23 protein-coding genes are annotated in these 19,008 nt (G+C 47.2%); 12 read left to right on the top strand and 11 right to left on the bottom strand.

Annotated features, from left to right (window positions below; all coding sequences use genetic code 11):
- Nucleotides 1–3: 3 nt before the first annotated feature.
- Nucleotides 4–789, bottom strand: coding sequence for a flagellar basal body P-ring formation chaperone FlgA (gene flgA, locus L3V31_RS01535; protein ID WP_237314128.1), 786 nt, complete (start codon nucleotides 787–789; stop codon nucleotides 4–6).
- Nucleotides 790–878: 89 nt separating this feature from the next.
- Between flgA and flgB the strand changes: the two genes are divergently transcribed.
- The 12 genes from flgB to L3V31_RS01475 are packed head-to-tail and all read left to right on the top strand — an operon-like array spanning nucleotide 879 to nucleotide 10,880.
- Complete coding sequence (gene flgB, locus L3V31_RS01530; RefSeq protein ID WP_237314126.1) at nucleotides 879–1,223, top strand: flagellar basal body rod protein FlgB; 345 nt, start codon at nucleotides 879–881, stop codon at nucleotides 1,221–1,223.
- Nucleotides 1,224–1,225: 2 nt separating this feature from the next.
- On the top strand, nucleotides 1,226–1,660 hold the full coding sequence (gene flgC, locus L3V31_RS01525; RefSeq protein WP_237314125.1) for a flagellar basal body rod protein FlgC: 435 nt from the start codon (nucleotides 1,226–1,228) through the stop codon (nucleotides 1,658–1,660).
- Nucleotides 1,660–2,340: a flagellar hook assembly protein FlgD gene (gene flgD / locus L3V31_RS01520; protein WP_237314123.1), complete on the top strand. Its 681-nt coding sequence runs from the start codon at nucleotides 1,660–1,662 to the stop codon at nucleotides 2,338–2,340. The genes flgC and flgD overlap by 1 nt, the downstream gene beginning before the upstream one ends.
- A 26-nt stretch (nucleotides 2,341–2,366) precedes the next feature.
- Complete coding sequence (gene flgE / locus L3V31_RS01515) at nucleotides 2,367–3,581, top strand: flagellar hook protein FlgE (protein ID WP_237314121.1); 1,215 nt, start codon at nucleotides 2,367–2,369, stop codon at nucleotides 3,579–3,581.
- Between the two features lie 11 nt (nucleotides 3,582–3,592).
- A complete protein-coding gene (gene flgF, locus L3V31_RS01510) occupies nucleotides 3,593–4,324 on the top strand; it encodes a flagellar basal body rod protein FlgF (RefSeq protein ID WP_237314119.1) in 732 nt (243 codons plus the stop codon).
- Nucleotides 4,325–4,349: 25 nt separating this feature from the next.
- The gene (gene flgG / locus L3V31_RS01505; protein WP_237314117.1) at nucleotides 4,350–5,135 is read left to right on the top strand and encodes a flagellar basal-body rod protein FlgG; all 786 of its coding nucleotides are present in this window, start codon (nucleotides 4,350–4,352) and stop codon (nucleotides 5,133–5,135) included.
- Between the two features lie 25 nt (nucleotides 5,136–5,160).
- A complete protein-coding gene (gene flgH / locus L3V31_RS01500) occupies nucleotides 5,161–5,856 on the top strand; it encodes a flagellar basal body L-ring protein FlgH (protein ID WP_237314115.1) in 696 nt (231 codons plus the stop codon).
- Nucleotides 5,856–6,980 carry a flagellar basal body P-ring protein FlgI gene (locus tag L3V31_RS01495; RefSeq protein ID WP_237314113.1) on the top strand — a complete coding sequence of 375 codons (1,125 nt, stop codon included), beginning with the start codon at nucleotides 5,856–5,858 and terminating at the stop codon, nucleotides 6,978–6,980. Before flgH ends, L3V31_RS01495 begins: the two co-directional genes overlap by 1 nt.
- 10 nt (nucleotides 6,981–6,990) lie before the next feature.
- The gene (locus L3V31_RS01490; protein WP_237314112.1) at nucleotides 6,991–7,524 is read left to right on the top strand and encodes a rod-binding protein; all 534 of its coding nucleotides are present in this window, start codon (nucleotides 6,991–6,993) and stop codon (nucleotides 7,522–7,524) included.
- Nucleotides 7,525–8,898 carry a flagellar hook-associated protein FlgK gene (gene flgK, locus L3V31_RS01485; RefSeq protein ID WP_237314110.1) on the top strand — a complete coding sequence of 458 codons (1,374 nt, stop codon included), beginning with the start codon at nucleotides 7,525–7,527 and terminating at the stop codon, nucleotides 8,896–8,898.
- A gap of 14 nt (nucleotides 8,899–8,912) precedes the next feature.
- A complete protein-coding gene (flgL, locus tag L3V31_RS01480) occupies nucleotides 8,913–9,812 on the top strand; it encodes a flagellar hook-associated protein FlgL (protein WP_237314107.1) in 900 nt (299 codons plus the stop codon).
- 18 nt (nucleotides 9,813–9,830) lie between these two features.
- Nucleotides 9,831–10,880: a flagellin gene (locus L3V31_RS01475; RefSeq protein ID WP_237314106.1), complete on the top strand. Its 1,050-nt coding sequence runs from the start codon at nucleotides 9,831–9,833 to the stop codon at nucleotides 10,878–10,880.
- 139 nt (nucleotides 10,881–11,019) lie between these two features.
- Here the strand turns inward: L3V31_RS01475 and L3V31_RS01470 are convergent, their stop codons facing one another.
- From L3V31_RS01470 to lafA, 10 genes are all read right to left on the bottom strand, one after another.
- Nucleotides 11,020–11,301 carry a hypothetical protein gene (locus L3V31_RS01470; RefSeq protein ID WP_237314104.1) on the bottom strand — a complete coding sequence of 94 codons (282 nt, stop codon included), beginning with the start codon at nucleotides 11,299–11,301 and terminating at the stop codon, nucleotides 11,020–11,022.
- Between the two features lie 100 nt (nucleotides 11,302–11,401).
- Nucleotides 11,402–12,376 (bottom strand): flagellar motor protein MotB, encoded by a 975-nt coding sequence (locus L3V31_RS01465; RefSeq protein WP_237314102.1) that lies wholly within the window; start codon nucleotides 12,374–12,376, stop codon nucleotides 11,402–11,404.
- Nucleotides 12,376–13,233 carry a flagellar motor stator protein MotA gene (motA, locus tag L3V31_RS01460; protein WP_237314100.1) on the bottom strand — a complete coding sequence of 286 codons (858 nt, stop codon included), beginning with the start codon at nucleotides 13,231–13,233 and terminating at the stop codon, nucleotides 12,376–12,378. The genes L3V31_RS01465 and motA overlap by 1 nt, the downstream gene beginning before the upstream one ends.
- Before the next feature lie 9 nt (nucleotides 13,234–13,242).
- Complete coding sequence (locus L3V31_RS01455) at nucleotides 13,243–13,971, bottom strand: FliA/WhiG family RNA polymerase sigma factor (RefSeq protein ID WP_237314098.1); 729 nt, start codon at nucleotides 13,969–13,971, stop codon at nucleotides 13,243–13,245.
- A gap of 9 nt (nucleotides 13,972–13,980) precedes the next feature.
- On the bottom strand, nucleotides 13,981–14,484 hold the full coding sequence (locus L3V31_RS01450; RefSeq protein WP_237314096.1) for a flagellar basal body-associated FliL family protein: 504 nt from the start codon (nucleotides 14,482–14,484) through the stop codon (nucleotides 13,981–13,983).
- Nucleotides 14,485–14,502: 18 nt separating this feature from the next.
- Nucleotides 14,503–15,621 carry a flagellar hook-length control protein FliK gene (locus tag L3V31_RS01445; RefSeq protein ID WP_237314094.1) on the bottom strand — a complete coding sequence of 373 codons (1,119 nt, stop codon included), beginning with the start codon at nucleotides 15,619–15,621 and terminating at the stop codon, nucleotides 14,503–14,505.
- Between the two features lie 3 nt (nucleotides 15,622–15,624).
- Nucleotides 15,625–15,939: a LafD gene (locus L3V31_RS01440; protein ID WP_237314092.1), complete on the bottom strand. Its 315-nt coding sequence runs from the start codon at nucleotides 15,937–15,939 to the stop codon at nucleotides 15,625–15,627.
- Entirely contained in the window at nucleotides 15,923–16,309 is a 387-nt protein-coding gene (gene fliS, locus L3V31_RS01435; RefSeq protein WP_237314090.1) for a flagellar export chaperone FliS, read from the bottom strand. Before fliS ends, L3V31_RS01440 begins: the two co-directional genes overlap by 17 nt.
- A 19-nt stretch (nucleotides 16,310–16,328) precedes the next feature.
- Nucleotides 16,329–17,666: a flagellar filament capping protein FliD gene (fliD, locus tag L3V31_RS01430; RefSeq protein WP_237314089.1), complete on the bottom strand. Its 1,338-nt coding sequence runs from the start codon at nucleotides 17,664–17,666 to the stop codon at nucleotides 16,329–16,331.
- A 352-nt stretch (nucleotides 17,667–18,018) separates the two neighbouring features.
- Nucleotides 18,019–18,864, bottom strand: coding sequence for a lateral flagellin LafA (gene lafA / locus L3V31_RS01425; RefSeq protein WP_237314087.1), 846 nt, complete (start codon nucleotides 18,862–18,864; stop codon nucleotides 18,019–18,021).
- Between the last annotated feature and the right edge of the window lie 144 nt (nucleotides 18,865–19,008).

Below are 19,008 nucleotides of genomic sequence, written 5' to 3'. Positions count from 1 at the left end.
AGATCAGAACTGCGTTTTAACCTGATTTAGCCCTGTTACTACGGCTTTGATGCTCTTACCAGAAGAGCTGTTCTGGATATCTATTTGTTGTCCTCTCATACCATCTTCAAGCGCTATTCCTATAGTCGTGGCGGTAAAACCGTCTTTCGAGGCAGTGATCACAACCTGATTGCCTTTCTCTACCATATTGGGCGCACTCAGAGAGTTGGGGTTAATAAGCTGCCCGCTACGGATTCGTCGCGCAGCTTGTTTGCCAACGGCTTGGTTAATCGAAGAGAAGAAATCTTGAGGACGGGTTAACGTCCTTTTTTCAATTCGTAGTGCTTTTGACGTTAACTCTTCGTCTCTCTGAATCAAGGTGTTGGCGACGACAACGTCCAAATCCAAAGCAGATTTGATTGAGATGTTTATTCGCCATGATACATCGAAGCTCTCACAAATGACGGCACGTTTCAGGTTTCCCACCGGTATGGTTTGATTGTCACGGCCAGAGATCACCAGTGGCTCTGGGCATAGAGGAAGATGATTCGCGGAACTCGGCACCCAAATGTCATAACTGAGTTTATAGTCCTGCCAGTGATTGATGCTCGCTTGATGGCTGACTTCCTGTTCAAAGTCGCTGCTTACCGCTTGCTGAATCGAATCAACGGACATGGTTTGCTCCGCTGCTGTGAGTGAAGCAACATGCAGTGACAGGCTGAGCACCCCCGCTTTTAATACGGAGGAAAAAAGTGGTTTCCTATTTACGGAATTTACTTCCGCAGCTAGGAAGTCTGATTTCCTGTTCATTTGTAACTCATTGTTATATATGATTTTATTTTCTGGCATGCATTTTGTTTCTACTGTAGGTATTCGAGCCAACCTTAAGGGAAAAATGCATGGCTATCAATTTTGAAAATGCGTTGGGTGTACATCCGGACTCGCTGAATTTTCGCGTTCAGCGTACCAAAGTCCTTGCGAGTAACCTAGCGAATGTTGATACCCCAGGATATTTGGCGAAAGACCTCAGTTTTACCTCGGTAATGAGTCAGACGTCAGCTTCACCTCGACTTCAGATTTCGACTCAGTATGCGGTTCCATTCCAGAACAGCAAAGATGGCAACACTGTGGAGCTTGGTGTTGAGCAAGGAAAGTTTGCACAAAACAGCATGGATTTTCAGACTAGCCTGACATTTCTTAATATGAAATTCAACGGGTTGGCAAGAGCAATAGAAGGGCGCTAAGTATGTCATTTACCGATATTTACTCCATTGCAGGTTCAGCAATGAACGCTCAGACAGTACGGCTAAATACTGTCGCGAGTAACCTAGCGAATGCGGATGCGGTATCTGCGAACCCAGACGACGCGTACAAAGCGCTAAAGCCTGTTTTTGCAACCGTCTATGGCAAAACACAGCTTTCAATGAGTAACGATGCCTATCCAAGTGCAGAAGTGAAGATTGTCGATGTGGTTCAAAGTGCCAGCGAAGCAGAAAAGCGTTTTGAACCGAGCCATCCGTTAGCAAACGACGAAGGTTACGTTTACTACCCAGGTATAGACGTCGTGTCTGAAATGGCGGACATGATGTCTGCCACTCGCAGTTTCGAAACCAATGTTGAAGTACTTGCGAACGTAAAAAGCATGCAGCAAGGCCTGCTGAAACTAGGGCAGGGTAGCTAATGAGTATTGCGCAATATACCGCTTTAACGGCTGACAGTCCGACTCAGACGGCCTCCACGACGGCTGGCATCTCAAATAACCCATTAGATATGAACAGCGCCTCTTCACTGGAAAACGAATTTATTTCGTTGATGGTGGCACAAATCCAAAATCAGGATCCTCTCAATCCTTTAGATGGCACTGAGTATGTTGGTCAATTGGCGCAGTTTTCTCAGGTTCAGAGTACCGAGAACATGGCAAACATCATGCAAAGCAGCATGGTTCGTCTAGACAATATGCAGGTGCTGTCAACCGCAGGGCTGGTTGGGCAGACGGTTTACGTCTATGGCAACGAGTTTGAATTGGGTGAGGGTGCACAAAGTGGGAAGGTGGAACTGACCCACAGCTCAAATCAGGTGAATTTGGTCGTCACTGACGCATTTGGTCAATCTAGCGAAATCCCGCTTGGTGCTCATCCAGCAGGTGAGGTGGATTTTTCTATCGATCCTGAACAGCTCGGACTAAAACCAGGTCACTACTCCCTTTCCGTGGAAGTTCAGGAAGGCCAGCAAGCTCCAAACATTCTTCTATCCGGTCAGGTAGAGAATGTCAAAATTTCAGGTTCTAGCGGTACTTCATTTGTCAATATCGAAGGCGTCGGCAGCGTACCTTTCTATCAAATCAGTCAGTTTGGCGCGTAACCAAATAAGGAATACAGAGGTTAGTTATGAGTTTTAATATTGCACTTAGCGGTCTTGATGTTACTAACACAGAATTGAGTACTATCAGTAACAACATTGCTAACGCATCGACATACGGTTTTAAAGGAGCACGTACAGAGTTCGCTGCAGTCTATAACGGTATGCAACCAGGCGGCGTAGAGGTTGCCGCTATCTCGCAGAACTTTGATAAAAATGGCTCGGTGAGTGGAACTGGACGCGCGATGGACTTAGCAATTAACGGCACGGGTTTTTTCGTGACCAAAGACAGCGCGGGACAAACGCTATACACACGAGCGGGTGTTTTTGGTACGGATAAAAACAACTATATCGTTGGCAATACCGGGGCTAAGCTTCAAGGCTACACCGTGGACAACAATAATACCCTGCAAACCGGTGCAGTAGGCGATTTACAGATTTCAACGGCCAACTTGGCCGCGAAAGCGACAGATAGTCTGGATTTTATTGCCAACTTTGATGCCAGTGCTGCAACGATTGATCCAGCAGTGAACCCGTTCAACCCTAATGACCCGGATTCATTCAATTCATCCTACACCTCGCAGGTTTATGACTCCTTAGGCAATACGCACACCGTCACTCAGTATTTCACTAAAACCGCATCGAACACTTGGGAAGTGAATGTTCAGGTGGATGGCGGTACTACAGTGGCAACGGTAGATGGTGTTCAAGGGCCTAAAACCATCACATTCAGCAATGATGGTTCTCTGGATACACCTGTGGGGCCATTTAATGTTTCATTCGATGCAGCAGGTGCGAATGCAATGAGTATCGATATTGATCTTGGCGACTCGACGCAGTTTGGCGCCGCTTTTGGCGTTAGTACCAATAACCCTAATGGCTACAGTTCAGGTGAACTGGCGGGTGTGCGTGTTGAAGACAACGGCATGGTGTATGCGACATTCACGAATGGTCAGTCTCAGCTACAGGGACAACTGGTACTGGCTGATTTTGCCAACCCTCAGGCGTTATCGAAAGTCAGTGGGACTTCATGGAGTCAAAGCTTTAACTCAGGTGCGCCAATCGTTGGTATTCCGGGCTCAGGCACTCTAGGCGACTTAACGCCAGGAGCGCTAGAAGGATCGAACGTCGACCTCACCAGTGAGCTGGTTAACCTGATGACCGCTCAGCGCAACTATCAAGCTAATGCCAAAACGATTTCAACTAACGACCAGTTAACTCAGGCGTTGTTTAACGCGATTTAACGGAGTCTAAAATGGATAGTTTGTTATTTACTGCAACATCAGGGGCCAGTCGGGTTCTTCAGGCTCAGCATGTACGCTCAAACAACTTGTCAAACGCTGACACGGCGGGCTTTCGCGCCGATATGGAACAGGTAAAAAGTACTGCGCTTCAGGGCGCGGGGTTCGATGGTCGTACTTTGGTCTCAAGTAATTCCGCTGCGACGCGTTTTGACTCGGGCGATGTGATTAAGACCGGAAGACCTCTTGATGTTGCGGTGATGGGCGATGGCTACCTGACGGTGGAAACTGCGGACGGGCTAGAAGCTTATACTCGCGCGGGTAACATCTCGGTAGATACCTTTGGTGCGCTCACCATCAATGGCTTCCCTGTGGTTGGTGATGGTGGTCCTGTAGTCGTGCCAGACTACCAAAAAGTAGAAATCAGCGATCGCGGTCAGATCTCCGTTATCCCGCCTGGTGGTGGTGCTGAGCTGGTGGTGGGAACGCTGAAATTGGTCAATCCACCTCAGGGGCAGTTACAAAAAGGCAGTGACGGCCTTCTTCATGGTGTGAATGAGGCTCAGTTTGCGGCAGATCAGACAGTTCAACTTGCTCAGGGCCATATTGAAGGCAGTAACGTGTCAGCGATTGATGAGCTTCTTAGCGTCATGTCACTGACCCGTAATTTTGAGATGCAGGTTCGCATGATGAAAACCGCAGAGACACTTGCTCAAGCCGGAAACAAATTAATGGCATCTCGCTAAACGTGGATGTACAGGAGTAAAAATAATGCATTCAGCACTTTGGGTAAGTAAAACGGGCATGGCGGCTCAGGACACTAAGATGACCGCCATTTCGAACAACTTGGCTAACGTCAACACGGTGGGCTTTAAACGCGATCGCGTTGTATTTGAAGATCTGTTCTACAGCATTCAGCGCCAGCCGGGTGCCGCTGTTGATCAGGTTAACGAACTGCCGAGTGGGGTACAGCTGGGTAGCGGTGTACGTGTTGTTGGTACACAGAAAGTCTTTACCCAGGGGAATACCCAAAACACCAGTCAGGAACTTGATCTAGCTGTCATGGGGCAGGGCTTTTTCCAGATCGAAAATTCAGATGGCCAGATCATGTACACCCGCAATGGTCAGTTTCATGTCAATTCAGAAGGCCTGATGGTAAATACACAAGGTTTGCCTCTTGAGCCGCAAATTCAAATTCCTGAAGACGCGATTTCCCTGTCTGTGGGCGTGGATGGCACGGTAACCGCGACGACGGCGGCTGATGTCAGACCGCAAAACTTAGGTCAGATCACATTGGCTAACTTCGTCAACCCAGCTGGTCTTGAAGCCATTGGTGGAAACTTGTTCCGTGAAACGGAAGCGAGTGGTCCGGCAGACGAGTTAATTGCGGGTGAAGATGGTGCTGGCAGTATCAAGCAAGGTGCGCTCGAAGGCTCAAACGTTCAGGTAGTGGAAGAAATGGTCGACATGATCACCACTCAGCGAGCGTATGAGATGAACGCAAAAGTCGTGTCGGCAGCTGACGACATGCTGAAGTTTGTCGCTCAGTCAATGTAGCGAACTATTAAGTAGTAAAAGTGTGATGATAAAGGAACTACGCATGAACGTTTTTTCTAAAGGCTGGATAGTTGCGGCTGCAGTCATTCTGTTGGCCGGATGTGCAGGTCGGGAGGAATTCGTTCCGCCTAAACCCGATGAAGAAAAGTACGCGCCGCCTAAACTGGACTACTCGCTGCCAGAAGCAAAAGCCGGTAGCCTTTATCGTCACAATTATCTTGTGACGCTATTTCAGGACAGACGTGCTTATCGTGTGGGGGATATGCTGACGGTCGTTTTGTCTGAAGAAACCGAGTCCAGCAAAACGGCTGATACCCAATATGATAAAAGCTCGAATGTTGGTTTTACTGCTCCGGTATTTGGCAATAAAACCTTTAATGATCTAAGTGCGAGCGTTAATGGCGACCGCAGTTTTGATGGCAGCGCCTCCAGCTCTCAGGGAAACAGACTCGAAGGCCAAATTACTGTGACGGTTCATGAAGTACTGCCTAACGGCGTATTGCGTGTGAGCGGCGAGAAGTGGCTTCGTTTAAACCAAGGCGATGAATTTATTCGTTTGACAGGGATAGTCCGCGTCGATGATATCAGTCGTAATAACCGGGTATCCTCTTCTCGAATAGGTGATGCAAGGATTACTTACTCTGGCCGTGGAGCACTGGCTGACAGCAACGCAGCAGGTTGGCTATCGCAACTATTCAACAGCCCTTGGGTACCGTTTTAATGAAGTTGAACAACTCTCTATTTATTGTCATTTCTCTTTTGTTGTCGTTAGGGGTGAACCCGATATCTCAGGCACAAGTTGCCATCCCTATCATGGACTTGGTTGATGTACAGGGCATCCGTGATAACCAGCTGGTTGGTTATGGTTTGGTGGTGGGCCTGGATGGTCAGGGCGATCGCAACCAGGTCAGTTTTACATCACAGTCTGTCACTAACATGCTGCGCCAGTTTGGTGTGCAGATCGACGATAACACCAATCCAAAATTGCGCAATGTCGCTTCGGTAAGTGTGACTGCGGTTGTTTCCCCAATGTCTGGTCCGGGGCAGAAACTAAACGTTGTTGTCTCTTCGCTCGGTGATGCGAAAAGCTTGCGCGGCGGTACTCTGTTATTGACACCTTTGCGAGGTATTGACGGTGAAGTCTATGCAATAGCTCAGGGCAACTTAGTGGTTGGTGGTGTATCCGCTGAAGGTCAGAGTGGTTCCAAAGTCGTAGTCAACACGCCAACAACAGGGCGAATTCCTGATGGAGCCACGTTGGAGAGAGAAATACCAAGCGATTTCAACCAGATGGAAAAAATTGTGTTGAACTTGCGAAAACCAAGCTTTACCACTGCAAAAAACATTACCCGCGAAGTGAATAATATCTTTGGGCCAAAAGTGGCGGTCGCAGTCAACAATGTACGCATAGATGTTCAAGCTCCCCAAGATACCCAGCAACGCGTTGTTATGATGTCGATGTTGGAAGAGCTCAAAGTACTAGAAGGGCGCAAACCCGCACGCATCGTATTTAACTCTCGCACAGGAACGGTGGTTGTCGGTCAAAACGTAAAAGTGAGTGAAGCTGCGGTAAGTCACGGCAACCTCATGGTCACCATTTCTGAGGCTCAGCAAGTCAGCCAACCCGGAGCATTTGCGAACGGTGGCGAAACTCAGGTGGTTGACCGCTCCGAGCTGGATGTCCGAGAAGAAACCGCTCAGATGGTGATCTGGCCGCCTGGCACGGAGTTAAAGACGATTGTTAATGCGGTAAATAGCTTGGGAGCGACACCAACGGATTTGATGTCGATCTTACAGGCGTTGTATGAAGCTGGCGCGTTAAACGCGGAACTTGTAGTGATTTAAGGAGCACACTATGAATCTGGAAGGGCTAAATGAACAGAGCTCAGTGCTCTATCACGACAATAATACACTAAAGCAAATTAAGCAGAACAATCAGCAAGGTGAAGCGTTAGAGACGGTAGCAGAGCAGTTTGAAGCGATGTTTCTACAGATGGTATTGCGTCAGATGCGCAGCAGCAGTGATGTACTGGCGGATGACGATAGCCCCTTCGCCAGTCAACAGCAAGGTGTGTTCCGTGATATGTATGACGGCCAGTTAGCCATCAATATGGCAAAAAAGCAGCACTCGGGAATCGCTGATATGCTGGTTCAGCAGTTAGGTAGTTCTTTTGACGGAGTCACATCTGTTAACAGCGGCAACATGCAGGCGGTAAATGATAGCCGACTCAAATCCGATGCCACTGAGGGTGTGTTAAAGAGTACGTCGAATAATTTGAATCAGGAGATACATCTTTCCAGCGAAATGGTCGCCTCTGTTAAGCAGGCGCAGCAGGAAGTGCATACCACTGCTTTTGCGCAACCACTGATTCGTAAAAGGGAGCTGTAAATGAGTCTCATCAATATCGCTTTATCTGGTCTGAATGCCAACCGAGTTGCTTTGGATGTCACGGCTCAAAACGTGGCAAACGTGAATACACAAGGCTACAGTCGGCAACAGGCATTGATGGAATCAGTAGAAGGCGGTAAATATGATCGTCTTAGTCCGGGTATCGGAGTGGAAGTGTCGGGTATTCGTCGCGTGACTGATGAGTACTTGGTGAAACAGATGTGGTCGACGAACAGCTTTGCTTCATATGCCACTCGCTACACCACCAACATGAATCAACTGGAAAATACGCTCAACGCAGATGGTCTTAACTTGTCCTCGGGGTTTGATGCGCTATTTTCAGGCTTGAATGACGCGACGGTTAAACCTGAGTCGATTCCTTATCGCCAGCAAATTATCAACGAAGCGGAAGCCCTTAGCCTTCGTTTTAATACGCTGAGTGAATCCTTACACAATCAGTTGCAAAATGTAGGTGAGCAGCGAAACGCTGCAATCAACCACGCTAATACCTTACTGAGCAATATCGCAGACATTAACAAGCAGATCGTAGAGTTGCAGGGAACCGGAGGGAACTCTGCTACTTTGCTAGATAAACGTGACTTGCTGATTGGTGAACTGTCGACTTTTATAGAAGTAAAAACAACCACCCAAGGCAATGGAGGCATTCAGGTAATGCTGGCATCCGGGCAACCTTTGGTAATGGGCGGTGATCATGGAGAGCTCAAAGTAACACCTGACCCTTCTGCATCTAATCGTCCTAAGATGGAAGTGGAGTTTGGTACACAGATCTTCATAGTGGCTGATGTACAAGGCGGTGAGTTAGGTGCATTAAACGATTATCAGCAAAATGTCCTTGAACCATATAAAACCGCCATTGACGATATGGCGAAAGCGCTTGCGGATGAATTCAACGCGGTACTGGCAACGGGTACGGATCTTAACGGTAATTCGGGAACGCCTCTATTTAGTTACGATCCGGCGAATCCTGCCTCTAGTCTCATTGTTACGGATATTGAGCCTAAGCAATTGGCTTTTTCCTCTGATGGTAATCCGGGTAACGCCGATGTCTTAACGAATCTGATCGACTTGAGCAATCAACCAGTGAGTGTGTCTGGTTTCGGTTCTTTGACGTTAAACGATGCTTTCTCTGCGATGGTTGGTGAGACCGCAATTAAAGCACGTCAGGCCGAAGCTGACTATCAGGCGAAGTCAGCCATGAACCAACAGGCAATCTCTGCTCGCGACAATGTCAGTGCCGTCAATAGCGATGAAGAAGCGGCAAACTTAATGACGTTTGCCAATGCACACAACGCCAACATGAAAGTGATCAGTACCGCTAATCAGCTTTTTGATACGGTTCTCCAGTTATTCTAAGGGTAGGGAAAAAGATGCGAATCAGTGATACTCAATTTAGCCAGATGATGTTGCAGAGTTTAGAGCGCAACAATGCTGGATTAGGTGAGGTGATGCAGCAGATGGCAACCGGTGAACGTCTGACAAAACTGTCGGATGATCCGATGGCGTCAATACGCTTGCTTAACTTAGACCGTGAAGGTGCAGCAATTGACCAGTATCAGTCAAACATTGCCAACGTGAAGAGCACACTCTCCAGTCAGGAAGTGCACCTTGATAACATTAATGAGAGTCTGCATACAATACGCGAGCTCACTCTGTGGGGCGCAAATGGGTCGTTAAGCAGTGATGATCGTACCGGAATCATCATTGAGCTGGAAAGCTTGCGTAATGCTGTCGCGTCATCGTTTAACGCTCAGGATGAAGAAGGTCACTACCTGTTTTCTGGCACAAAAAGTGATACTGCCGCATTGTCGAATGCGACAGGCGCTTATTTGATAGAAGGTAATGCGGACAAGCGCGTCGTCACCGTAGCGAAAGGGGTGACGATGGAGTCAAACATGACCGCTGCGGAGATCCTTGACCTTGGCGGGGGTAGCAATGTGCTTAACCAGATGGATGCCTTAATTGCTGAATTCCGTAACCCTACCGCTGACTTCAGAACCACAGTTGAGTCGTCGATAACAGCGATCGATACAACTCACGAGAATGTGCTTGCTGCGATGTCTGAAATTGGCGGCAACCATAACAACTTGGAAATGCTGAATAGCGCGCATGGTGAAAACAAGCTGTTTGTCGATAAGGTTAACTCTGACCTGTCAGCTTTGGATTACGCGGAAGCATCGGTGCGTTTAAGTAACTATATGGCTGCCCTGCAAGCAACGCAGGCAAGCTATGTGAAGATTCAAGATCTGAGTCTGTTTGACCGGATTTAGTAGGTAGGATTTCCAGTTATGGTAATGAGTACCGTAGAGGTTCGCTCGTATGATCTCCGTGTTCCCGGAAGAGACAATACCTCGATTACGTCGTCCCGAAGTACTGATGCAACAGGAACCAGTACTTCACGCAGTGTAACAAGTCGAACTGCCCTTCCATTTTCGTACTCTGTTTCTAGCGTTATGCTGACCCAGGGACAGCAGCACGCCACATCTGTGCAGATAGCGACAAAAGCGCTACAGGCTGTCGGAAAGGAACTGACCATGGTTAAGCGAGGTCTGACTCAGGCGCTCAACCATGGGACAGAAAAACAGCCAGCGTTACAAAATGAGTTAGCGCGTTCAAAAAATAATATTCATTCTGTCCTTGAACAGACTCGTTTTGATGGAAATCGAGTAGTAGATAATGAGCTTAACCTGACATTGAACCAAACGGATGTTCGCCGCTTTTCTATTCCCGGGCTTAACGTTCATCGTCAAAGCGAACGTGCAGAGCAGATACGGCTTGATTTCCCACAGGGGCAGTCAGTTATGGTGCAGTTTGATGGCCTTTCTGATGGCAAACAAACAGTAAAAATGCTTGATCGCAGTTTGATTCCTCTTGGCTTACGAGCGTCACTTTCCAATGATGGGACGATTTTGTTCGAATCATCGGAAAAGGCTTATCAGCAGATGCAGCAGAAGGTTATGGTAACAGGACAAGGCTATCGTTTTCCCGCAGGTCAGGCCAACCTGTTGAATCTAAAATCTGAGCCGGATGGTATTAATGAACTGACGTTTGACCTAGGTTCACGAGACGGAATAAAAAATACGATCATCAAGGTCAATCAGCATTTGAAACAAGTGCAGAAGAGCCTTGAGACCGCTCGGGAAATCAGTGCGGATCTTAGTTCGCAAATGCAATCCATTCGAAATCAATCCAATATGTTGTCTCCAAACGAAGTCAACGAGAAGCTCGCTCTGCTTGATGCTTTGAGTTCTTCAGGCCCGTTTACTTCTGCTTTTAAGGCTTTGAATGCCCAAGCGAATGTAAAGCGACATACCGTCGTCGCTTTGATGCGTGGCTAGCCTTTTACCTCGCGAACAAACGCGATATTTCCTTCCTGCAACGTGCTTGTTCGCCTAAAACCTAAATTCAATACTGACACGTTAATTAACTGGTAAGTTAGTTAACGTGTCTCGCCTCATTCGATAAGAAAATTTGGTCTTACACCAGGAAAAAGAAATAGAGAAAGCAGGTAAACGCTAATAAGGTTGCGGAGAGAGTAGGGTAGATGATGTAGGCATCTTGCTTTTCTGTGCGCCGGAAGCACAAAAAGGTCAGTAAGACATTGTAGATAACCAGTAACGTACTTATTGCAGTCCCGCTGTTTAGCGTCAGGTTGTATAGCTGGCTGAGAAAAAATGTGAGCAGCACATAATCGATGATGATCAGCCACATAAAGGCCTTTTTTAACCCATCTTTTTTTTGATTTTCAATATGAGACATAGGCGTGCTTACATTAGGTTAAGAGCTCAGAAGCTGACCATTTTCGTCATGCCAATGGTCAACTACCGAACGGTAAAATAAAAATTTCTCGATTTAGATTTTATACTTTTTCAGAGCTTACAGCAGGTGTGTCTATCACCATTTTGCGAATAACTGGTTGATTGAATTCTGCTTTCTCTCTCGCTTTTTGTAATTCACCATCATTTTTGTTGCCAAAGAAAGTTTCGAGTACTTGCGCGGCCGACGTGGTGAGAACGAACAACTCAATCCGACGATTCTCACTTGACTCTGGAGCTTGCTCATTGAGAAGTGCACGATCAGACATACCTGTCACCTGAAGTACGCGCTCATCAGGCATTCCTCCGGACACCAAAGTTTGTCTTGCTGCATTCGCCCGAGATGCTGAAAGTTCCCAGTTCGTTGCACGGCTAAATTGTTGTTTAAACTGGGTAGCATCGGTATGCCCACTGATTATCACCGGATTGGTTACTCTCTCGAATACAGGGGCCATCGCCAGAAGTAGGTCTTCAAAAAAAGGTGTTAAATCGTCTCCGCCACGGCTGAACATGTGCTGTTTATAATCATCCTGAAGCACGATGCGCAAACCTTGCGGCGTGACGGTTATGTCAACGTTACCTTGGGCGCTGCTTTGTCTCACGGTGTTTTCGACTACCTTTGCCAGAGCAGCAAGCCGTTGCTGCGTGTCATAGTTGCCGGGTATTAACGAGTCGGTTTCCGGTCCTTCGCCATTTCCTTGAAAGAATGAAGTGACCATATGATTCGAATCGTGACGGCTTGGCACTGAAGATTCAGATGCGAGATCAATCGGTGAAAGACTCTGAGCTGTATCAAAAGGGTAACTGTAGCTATTTTCGAAAACGCTGACACTATGCAGCTGAGCGACAATGGCCTTACGTTCATCTTGATCGACCACCTGCATGATCCACAACACAAGGAAAAGCGCCATCAAGGCGATCATGAAGTCCGCAAACGCGACTTTCCATGCTCCTCCGTGGTGTTCTTCGTGTTTAGCGGCTTTTGCCCGTTTGAATACCATATGTTCTTGTTTTTGCATTATGCCTCCTGCTCAGCCAGCCATTTTTCCATCTGGTTGAAGGTAGGCTTAATGTCTAACTGAATGTGCTTACGGCCAGCATCGATAGCGAGCAGGGTTGGCTTTTTAGCGACGTAAGCAACAAGCGTTTCACGAACACATTCAAATGCTGACATATTGCGTTTTACACGCTGCGCCATTGCGTTGCTCAGTGGATCGAGACAGCAGTAACAGCCGAATATGCCAACAAATGTGCCAACCAGCGCAGCTGCTACGTGATAGCCTACCATGGCTATAGAGCCGTCAATCGCTTGCATGGTAATGATGATCCCGCCGACAGCAGCCAGTATCCCAAATCCAGGTAGTGCTTCAGAAGTGCGTTGTAATGAGCGTGATGGCAGAAGCAGATCAGTCTCGATAGCGTCAATCTCTTGTTCTAAAAGGCCTTCCAACTCATGCGGTGACATCTGTCCCATTGCCATCAGACGCAGGTTATCCGTAATAAAAGAAATAAGGCGATAGTCAGACGCGACCAAAGGATAACGACTGATCAAGCTGCTGCTTTGAGGATCTTCAATGTGGCTGTCCAGAGACTTAAACCCACCGTTTCGTACGGTTTCCAGCAGGTTCTGAAGCAGAGCCATCAGCTCCATATAGTATTCGCGCTCGTTTTTTGCACCGGAAATCGTGCTACGCAGTTGACTGCGCATTTCCTTAAGCACTTGAGGCGGGTTACCGACGATCAAAGAGCCGAAAGCAGCACCAATGATGATAAGAAACTCAGCAGGTTGCCAAATTGCCCCCATCTTCCCGCCAGCCCACATATATCCGCCGAATACACACAATAGTATGGTAATGGCTCCAAAAAATTTTTGCATTTGTAACTCCTAGGAGGACAGGTATTGGTTGAGTTGCTTTAGTGCTTGTTTATGTAGCTGACAAACTCGGGGAGGCGTCAGGTTGAGCACCAGTGCGATTTCATTAAGGTTGAGCTCATGCTGGTAGAACAGGGTGAGCATCAACTGGTCACGTTTAGGCAGGGACTCCATTGCTGACTCCAGACTGCGACGCACCTGCTCGTGCACCATGCCGTCATAGTGCGCGTCTAAATGTGTTTCGATGCCATTCTCAATAAGTTGATCCAGACTTTGCATCTCACCCGCCAGTGAGGCGTTTTGTCGCGCAAGGTAATCGTTTTTGTCTGTCCCGAGTGCTTGAATGATCTCTGCATCGGAAGGTTGGCGACCAAGGCTACGGGTTAAGTCTCGAGTGACGTCATTGAGTTCATGTGCCTGCTGACGCGTTTTACGTGAACGCCAGTCCAGACGGCGCAGTTCATCCAGGATCGAGCCACGAATACGGCAAACAGCAAATGCAGGAAAATTTGGGTCATTGATGTCTCCGTAACGGCGGCCGGCTTCAAGTAGTCCAATAAGTCCGATTTGTTGCATATCTTCAATGCTGCAATGCTGAGTTGCATGGACCTTTAGCTGGTTGACAATACGCTTTACCAGAATCTGGTGTTGCTCAAGAAGCTTGTTTTCATCAATCGGATTCGAAGGAGTGTGGATTTCCCCTTCCATCCCATATTCTTCCTGAAAATGGATATCCAACATAGTTTCTACCTATTGAACTACATACTTAGTCAGCAAAATATCGTCGATATCGTGAATGATATCGGTATCAGCGAACGCCAGAAGAATGCTTTGTTTCACTTCTTCTTGTAGTTGATTGACTGCGCCGTGTTCGCTTAGTGCTTCATATGTCTTATCGCTGAAAAGCTTGAGTAAGGAATTGCGCACGACAGGCATGTAGTCGTCGATAGCTTTAATGCGATCTAAATGTCTTGTCTCAATCGCGACTTCAAGCATCACGAAGTGGGATTGCTTTTTGCCTTTGACACTGAGCACCACTTTTTCCAGCGAATGAAAACTTGTCTTGGCTTCTTCTTCCTCCTCGTTTTTCTCGGTCAGAAATGCAAGAGGAGTATCTTCAAGCCATCCCTTGGTTTCTTCACTCTGGCCAGATTTGTTCAAATACCAGACACCACCAACCAGTGTTCCGGCTGATACAAGGGCACTGATAATTACTACCGAAATAATTACCGCGACCAGCTGCTTTTTAGACATAACTTTAATCCTCGAAAATTATGCTTGAGTACTGAGCCAGTGCTCAGACAGATTTGATAAAGAGTCAGGATTACTGGTTTCTCGTGCTGAGAAAATCGTGAAATTATCCAGTTCCTGTTGTGCTGTTTGTTGCTGGCTGCTGTCATCTGAGCCGACATTCACATTCACATTCACAAAGTTTTGATTTTGCAGTTCGGCTCTTAAGCGATCTGAAACCTGCATCAGTGCCTCTCTGGTGGATGCGGCATTCGCGTTAATCTGAACACTTAGCGTGTCGCCTTCCACACGGACTATCAGGTTTAGTTTTCCAAGCTCGGGTGGGTCAAGACGAATCTTCGCTTCTTGCATGCTTTGCTGGGCCTGCAATGTCACTCTGTCATGCAGTACCTGCATCATCTGCTCTCCCCATTTAGCGGCACCGGTATCCACCTTTATGCTTGCCCATTCCGCACTGTGAACTTGCTCCGAAGCTCCAAAATGTAATGTGGTCTGCATGTGAAGAGGGACAGACGGAGCATGGTTCTGGGTTACGATGACGTTAGGCAATATTTCCTTTGAGATTTGGCTGCGAGATAGTGGTGACATCGGCTCGTTAGAGAGTGTCGATATCTGGAAGCTGTTATTGCTTTCGCTAGCGGATCCGAATGCCGTAGTTTTCTGTAGTCCTTTTTCTGTACCATAGGAGGATACCGACGAAGACGCGTAGAAAACGGAAGAAGCCGGCATGTTCAGCGCTTTATCCAACTTATCGTCACTTAACTTAAACAGAGCCGCTTTAGAGGCCTGACTCTCTGATGGAGAAGTTCCGATTGACGACTCGGAACCCGCAGCAGAACCGACTGGCGAGAGTGCACCCGCAATGAGTAATTGCGGATTATGTGAGGTGACACCGATATCATTGTTATCGGTAGATGTTGTCGCCATCTCTGAAAGCACAAGCGATTCGGTCGAAACCCACTGATCTTCCAGTGAATCGGAAACATCCTGCATTAGAGGCTCAGCTTTCGGAGTTGGTATCTGAAAGCTGATTTTCTCTTCATTAGAGTAGGAAGAAGGACGAGCCTCGTGAATATTGATTTCCTGAGATCTCGATGAGGACACTTTTGCATCGTTAGCTTGCAATAAAGGTGTATTCATTACTCAGTACTCCATGGTTACTGTAAGCTCATACGCTTTTGCCCGTTCATTGTTTGCTTCCGCAGTGCTCAAGTCTTCGCCTAGCTCTTTCATCGCTTGTTCCAGAGCTAAAAACGCTTCTTTGTGAATTGCTTTGAGACTTTCGATTTCCGGAGCCAGTTGCGGATCCTGAAGTTGAGATTTATGCTTAGCAAGCAGTTCTCGTAGTTTCATGTCATGGCGCTGAAGGCTGTTCCAATCTTTTGTTTTAAAAGAAATTTGTATCAGTTTAGATAGATGACGAAAACGCTCTGGAGACACTTTATGCTTGTTGGCCAAAATTCACCCAACCTTCTCGAATGTTAACCATCACCTGTTCAACTGTCGCTAATTTGCTCAAGTCGTTGTGGATGCTTGCCTGATAAAGTTCTAGCTGGCAAAAGTCATACAGCTGGTGGAGGTGTTCCGCGATCTCGCCACCGTTTTCCGTATCTAGTGCGCTGTCGAGACCAATAATGATGTTCATACATTTGTTGATACCCTCACCTTTCTCTGCCAATCGCCCGGTGTCGATATGACCACGGATGCGTTCTATCTCATCAAGCAGGCCATCAAGCAGCATTACAACTAACTGATGTGGGGACGCAGACGCTGCCTGTGCGTCCAGTTCTACTTGCTGATATGAGTCGTAATCTGAGCCCATTAACATAACTGTCTCCTAGTCGCCATTAACCAAACATGCCCATGGTTTGTTCCATCTGACGCATAATGGTGTTCATTTGAGTAAATTGTTTTAGGTAGCGGTCGTACGCCATATCGTATTTACGTTCGAGCACTACTTGCTTGTCACTGATGCGGTCGATACTTTGCTGGATGGCGTCCTTGCGCGATTTGAATAATCCGGATGTGAATTGCAGATACGGCTCGACTAAAGTGTCTAGTGAGTCTAGGAGGTTGCCGTCACCATTAAACATCTCTTCCAGAGCGGCACTATTATTGAGCTGAGCCTGTTCAAATTTGTCAGAGTCCAGCTTCATCTTACCGTGGCGATCAATCTCTATCCCGGCATCTGCCAGACGCAGACCACCAAACTCACTACGAATCATGGCGTTGAGTTGGCTTTCGATTGATCGTAGTGTTGGATCGCTGGCCAGAACTGGTCGTGTCTCTTGTTCACTATCTATTTGGGAATATTTATCAATAGTCGATACCAGAGAGTTATAGGCGTCGATGAACTTGGTCACCTGTTCTGTGGTTGCCTCTTCATCAGCGCCAATATCCATTGTTAACGCCGCGTCAGTCGCGCTTTGTGCTTTTGTCACCGTAATATCAACGCCATCAATGACGCTGCTGAATGTGTTGCTGCTCTCTGTCAGTTTAAGACCGGTATCTTTTGCTCCCAGCCAGATGATGGCGTCCTGCGGGGCGGTAATTGTGTTTAGCGTATTAAAGCCATCTTCAAACCAGGCTTGACCTGTGCCAGAAGCGGTGACGCTGAGGCTGTTTGCGACACCCGTTTCTTCACTTGAGAGCATAAAATGCGTTTGGCCGTTGGAACGAACCAGAGTGGCGTTGACGCCAGGATTGTTAGCATCGTTGTTGATGGCCTTGACTAGGTCCGTCATGGTTGCGATGCCATCTCCGTCGCTGTCAACAGTAGATAAATCAAGTGTCATGGTATTGCCGTTAACCGTGAAATCCATGGTTCCGGTTAATGGTATTTCTGTTGTGGAATCCAGTGTTGTGGGTAGAGTTGTGGAAACCTGATGAGCGGTCGCCACCTGCTCAACAAATATTTGGTAGCTACCTGAAAGCGCCGTTGCATCAGCAGTTGCAGAAAAAAAGCCGTCTTCTGAGGTGGTAGCGCTGTTCTTGATAATGCTGCTAGTACTGCTGTTCATTTCATCCACAGCAGTGCGAAACTCACGTAACGCGCTTTCAACTTTTTGTAGCGCATCTAGCTGTGATTGATATTGCTTTGTCTGTGTCGAATAGCGTGTTTGAAAAGATTGGACATCATATGTTGCCAATTGGGTCGCCATCGAAATTGGATCTAATGAACTCATTGGAGTACTCCCTTGTCGTCGCTAGTTTTTAGGGTTTGTGTCGCGCATCATCGTTTGGTCCATAACTGACGTGTAGCAAGATGAGTGCCAGTAAGTAAATCTTTATTTAACAATGAATTATGTTGACTTTTTTGCTTTTGCGGAAAGAGGTATTCCATGCTGCTATTTCCGCTGCTTCCTCTGAAAGGTGAGGATACGCTTGTAAATAGAAGGCGACCGAAGTGGGGAGGAGATTAAATAAAATGTGTAACGAAGCGAACTCAGATTCTGATCAGAAAAATAAAACAGCCTCCAGTAGGAGGCTGTTTTTTGGACGAATAAAATAAGGCGGAGGAGGACTCCGCAACTTACATTAACGTAGCAGAGACATTGCCATGCCTGGTAGCTGGTTTGTCTGAGACAGTACCGTTGTACCTGCTTGCATCAACATCTGGTTCTTAGTCATGTTAGATGACTCAACCGCGAAGTCAGCATCTACAATACGGCCTTTGGCAGCAGAAGTGTTCTCAACCATGTTACCTAAGTTGGCAACGGTGTGGTCAAGGCGGTTGATGGTTGCACCGAGACCAGCGCGCGCAGTACCAACTGTATTGATAGCAGTGACTAGGCCGTCCATTGCTGCTGTTGCGCCCGCAGTTGTGCTGATATCAAATGCAGGGACAGTTGTACCCAATGAAGTGTGCGCAGCGATTACGTCAGTATCAACATCTGTTAGCGCTAGTGTTTCTGCAGAAGAAGCGCCAATTTGCAGCGTTAGTCCACCTGTTTTGATACCTGCAGCAGTGATCAGTGCATCACCTGCGTATTTGGTGTTATCAACAATGTTCGTCAGCTCTTCACCTAGTGCAGCAAACTCTTTTTGCAAAGACGCTTGATCGGCAAGAGTGTTCGTGCCGTTTGCAGACTGTGTTGCTAGGTCGTTCATGCGGTAAAGGATGTTAGTCGCTTCGTCAAAAGCACCTTCAGCCGTTTGCAGCATAGACATGCCGTCTTGTGCGTTACGCATTGCTACGCTCATACCACGTGTTTGTGCTTCTAGGCGGTTAGAGATTTGTAGGCCCGCAGCATCGTCAGCCGCTGAATTGATGCGGTAACCGGTGCTTAGACGCTCCATTGCAGTATTTAATAGATTGCTTGTTTGGTTTAGTGTGTTTTGCGTTACAAGCGATGCGTAGTTAGTGTGCATAGATAAAGCCATGGTAAAACTCCTTCGTTTCTCTCAATAGTCTGTCACTAGATTCAGGACTTGGGGCTTTTCCCCGTTATTTAATAGAGGCGGATGAAGGAGGCGAAAAATTAATTAAAAATTTAATTAATTTGGATTTTTTGTTTTGGCACCATA

This window comes from Vibrio sp. J1-1 (genome assembly GCF_021728395.1).
Taxonomy (GTDB): domain Bacteria; phylum Pseudomonadota; class Gammaproteobacteria; order Enterobacterales; family Vibrionaceae; genus Vibrio.
Note: the sequence above shows the minus strand (reverse complement) of the source record. Positions and strands in the feature narration are given on the sequence as shown.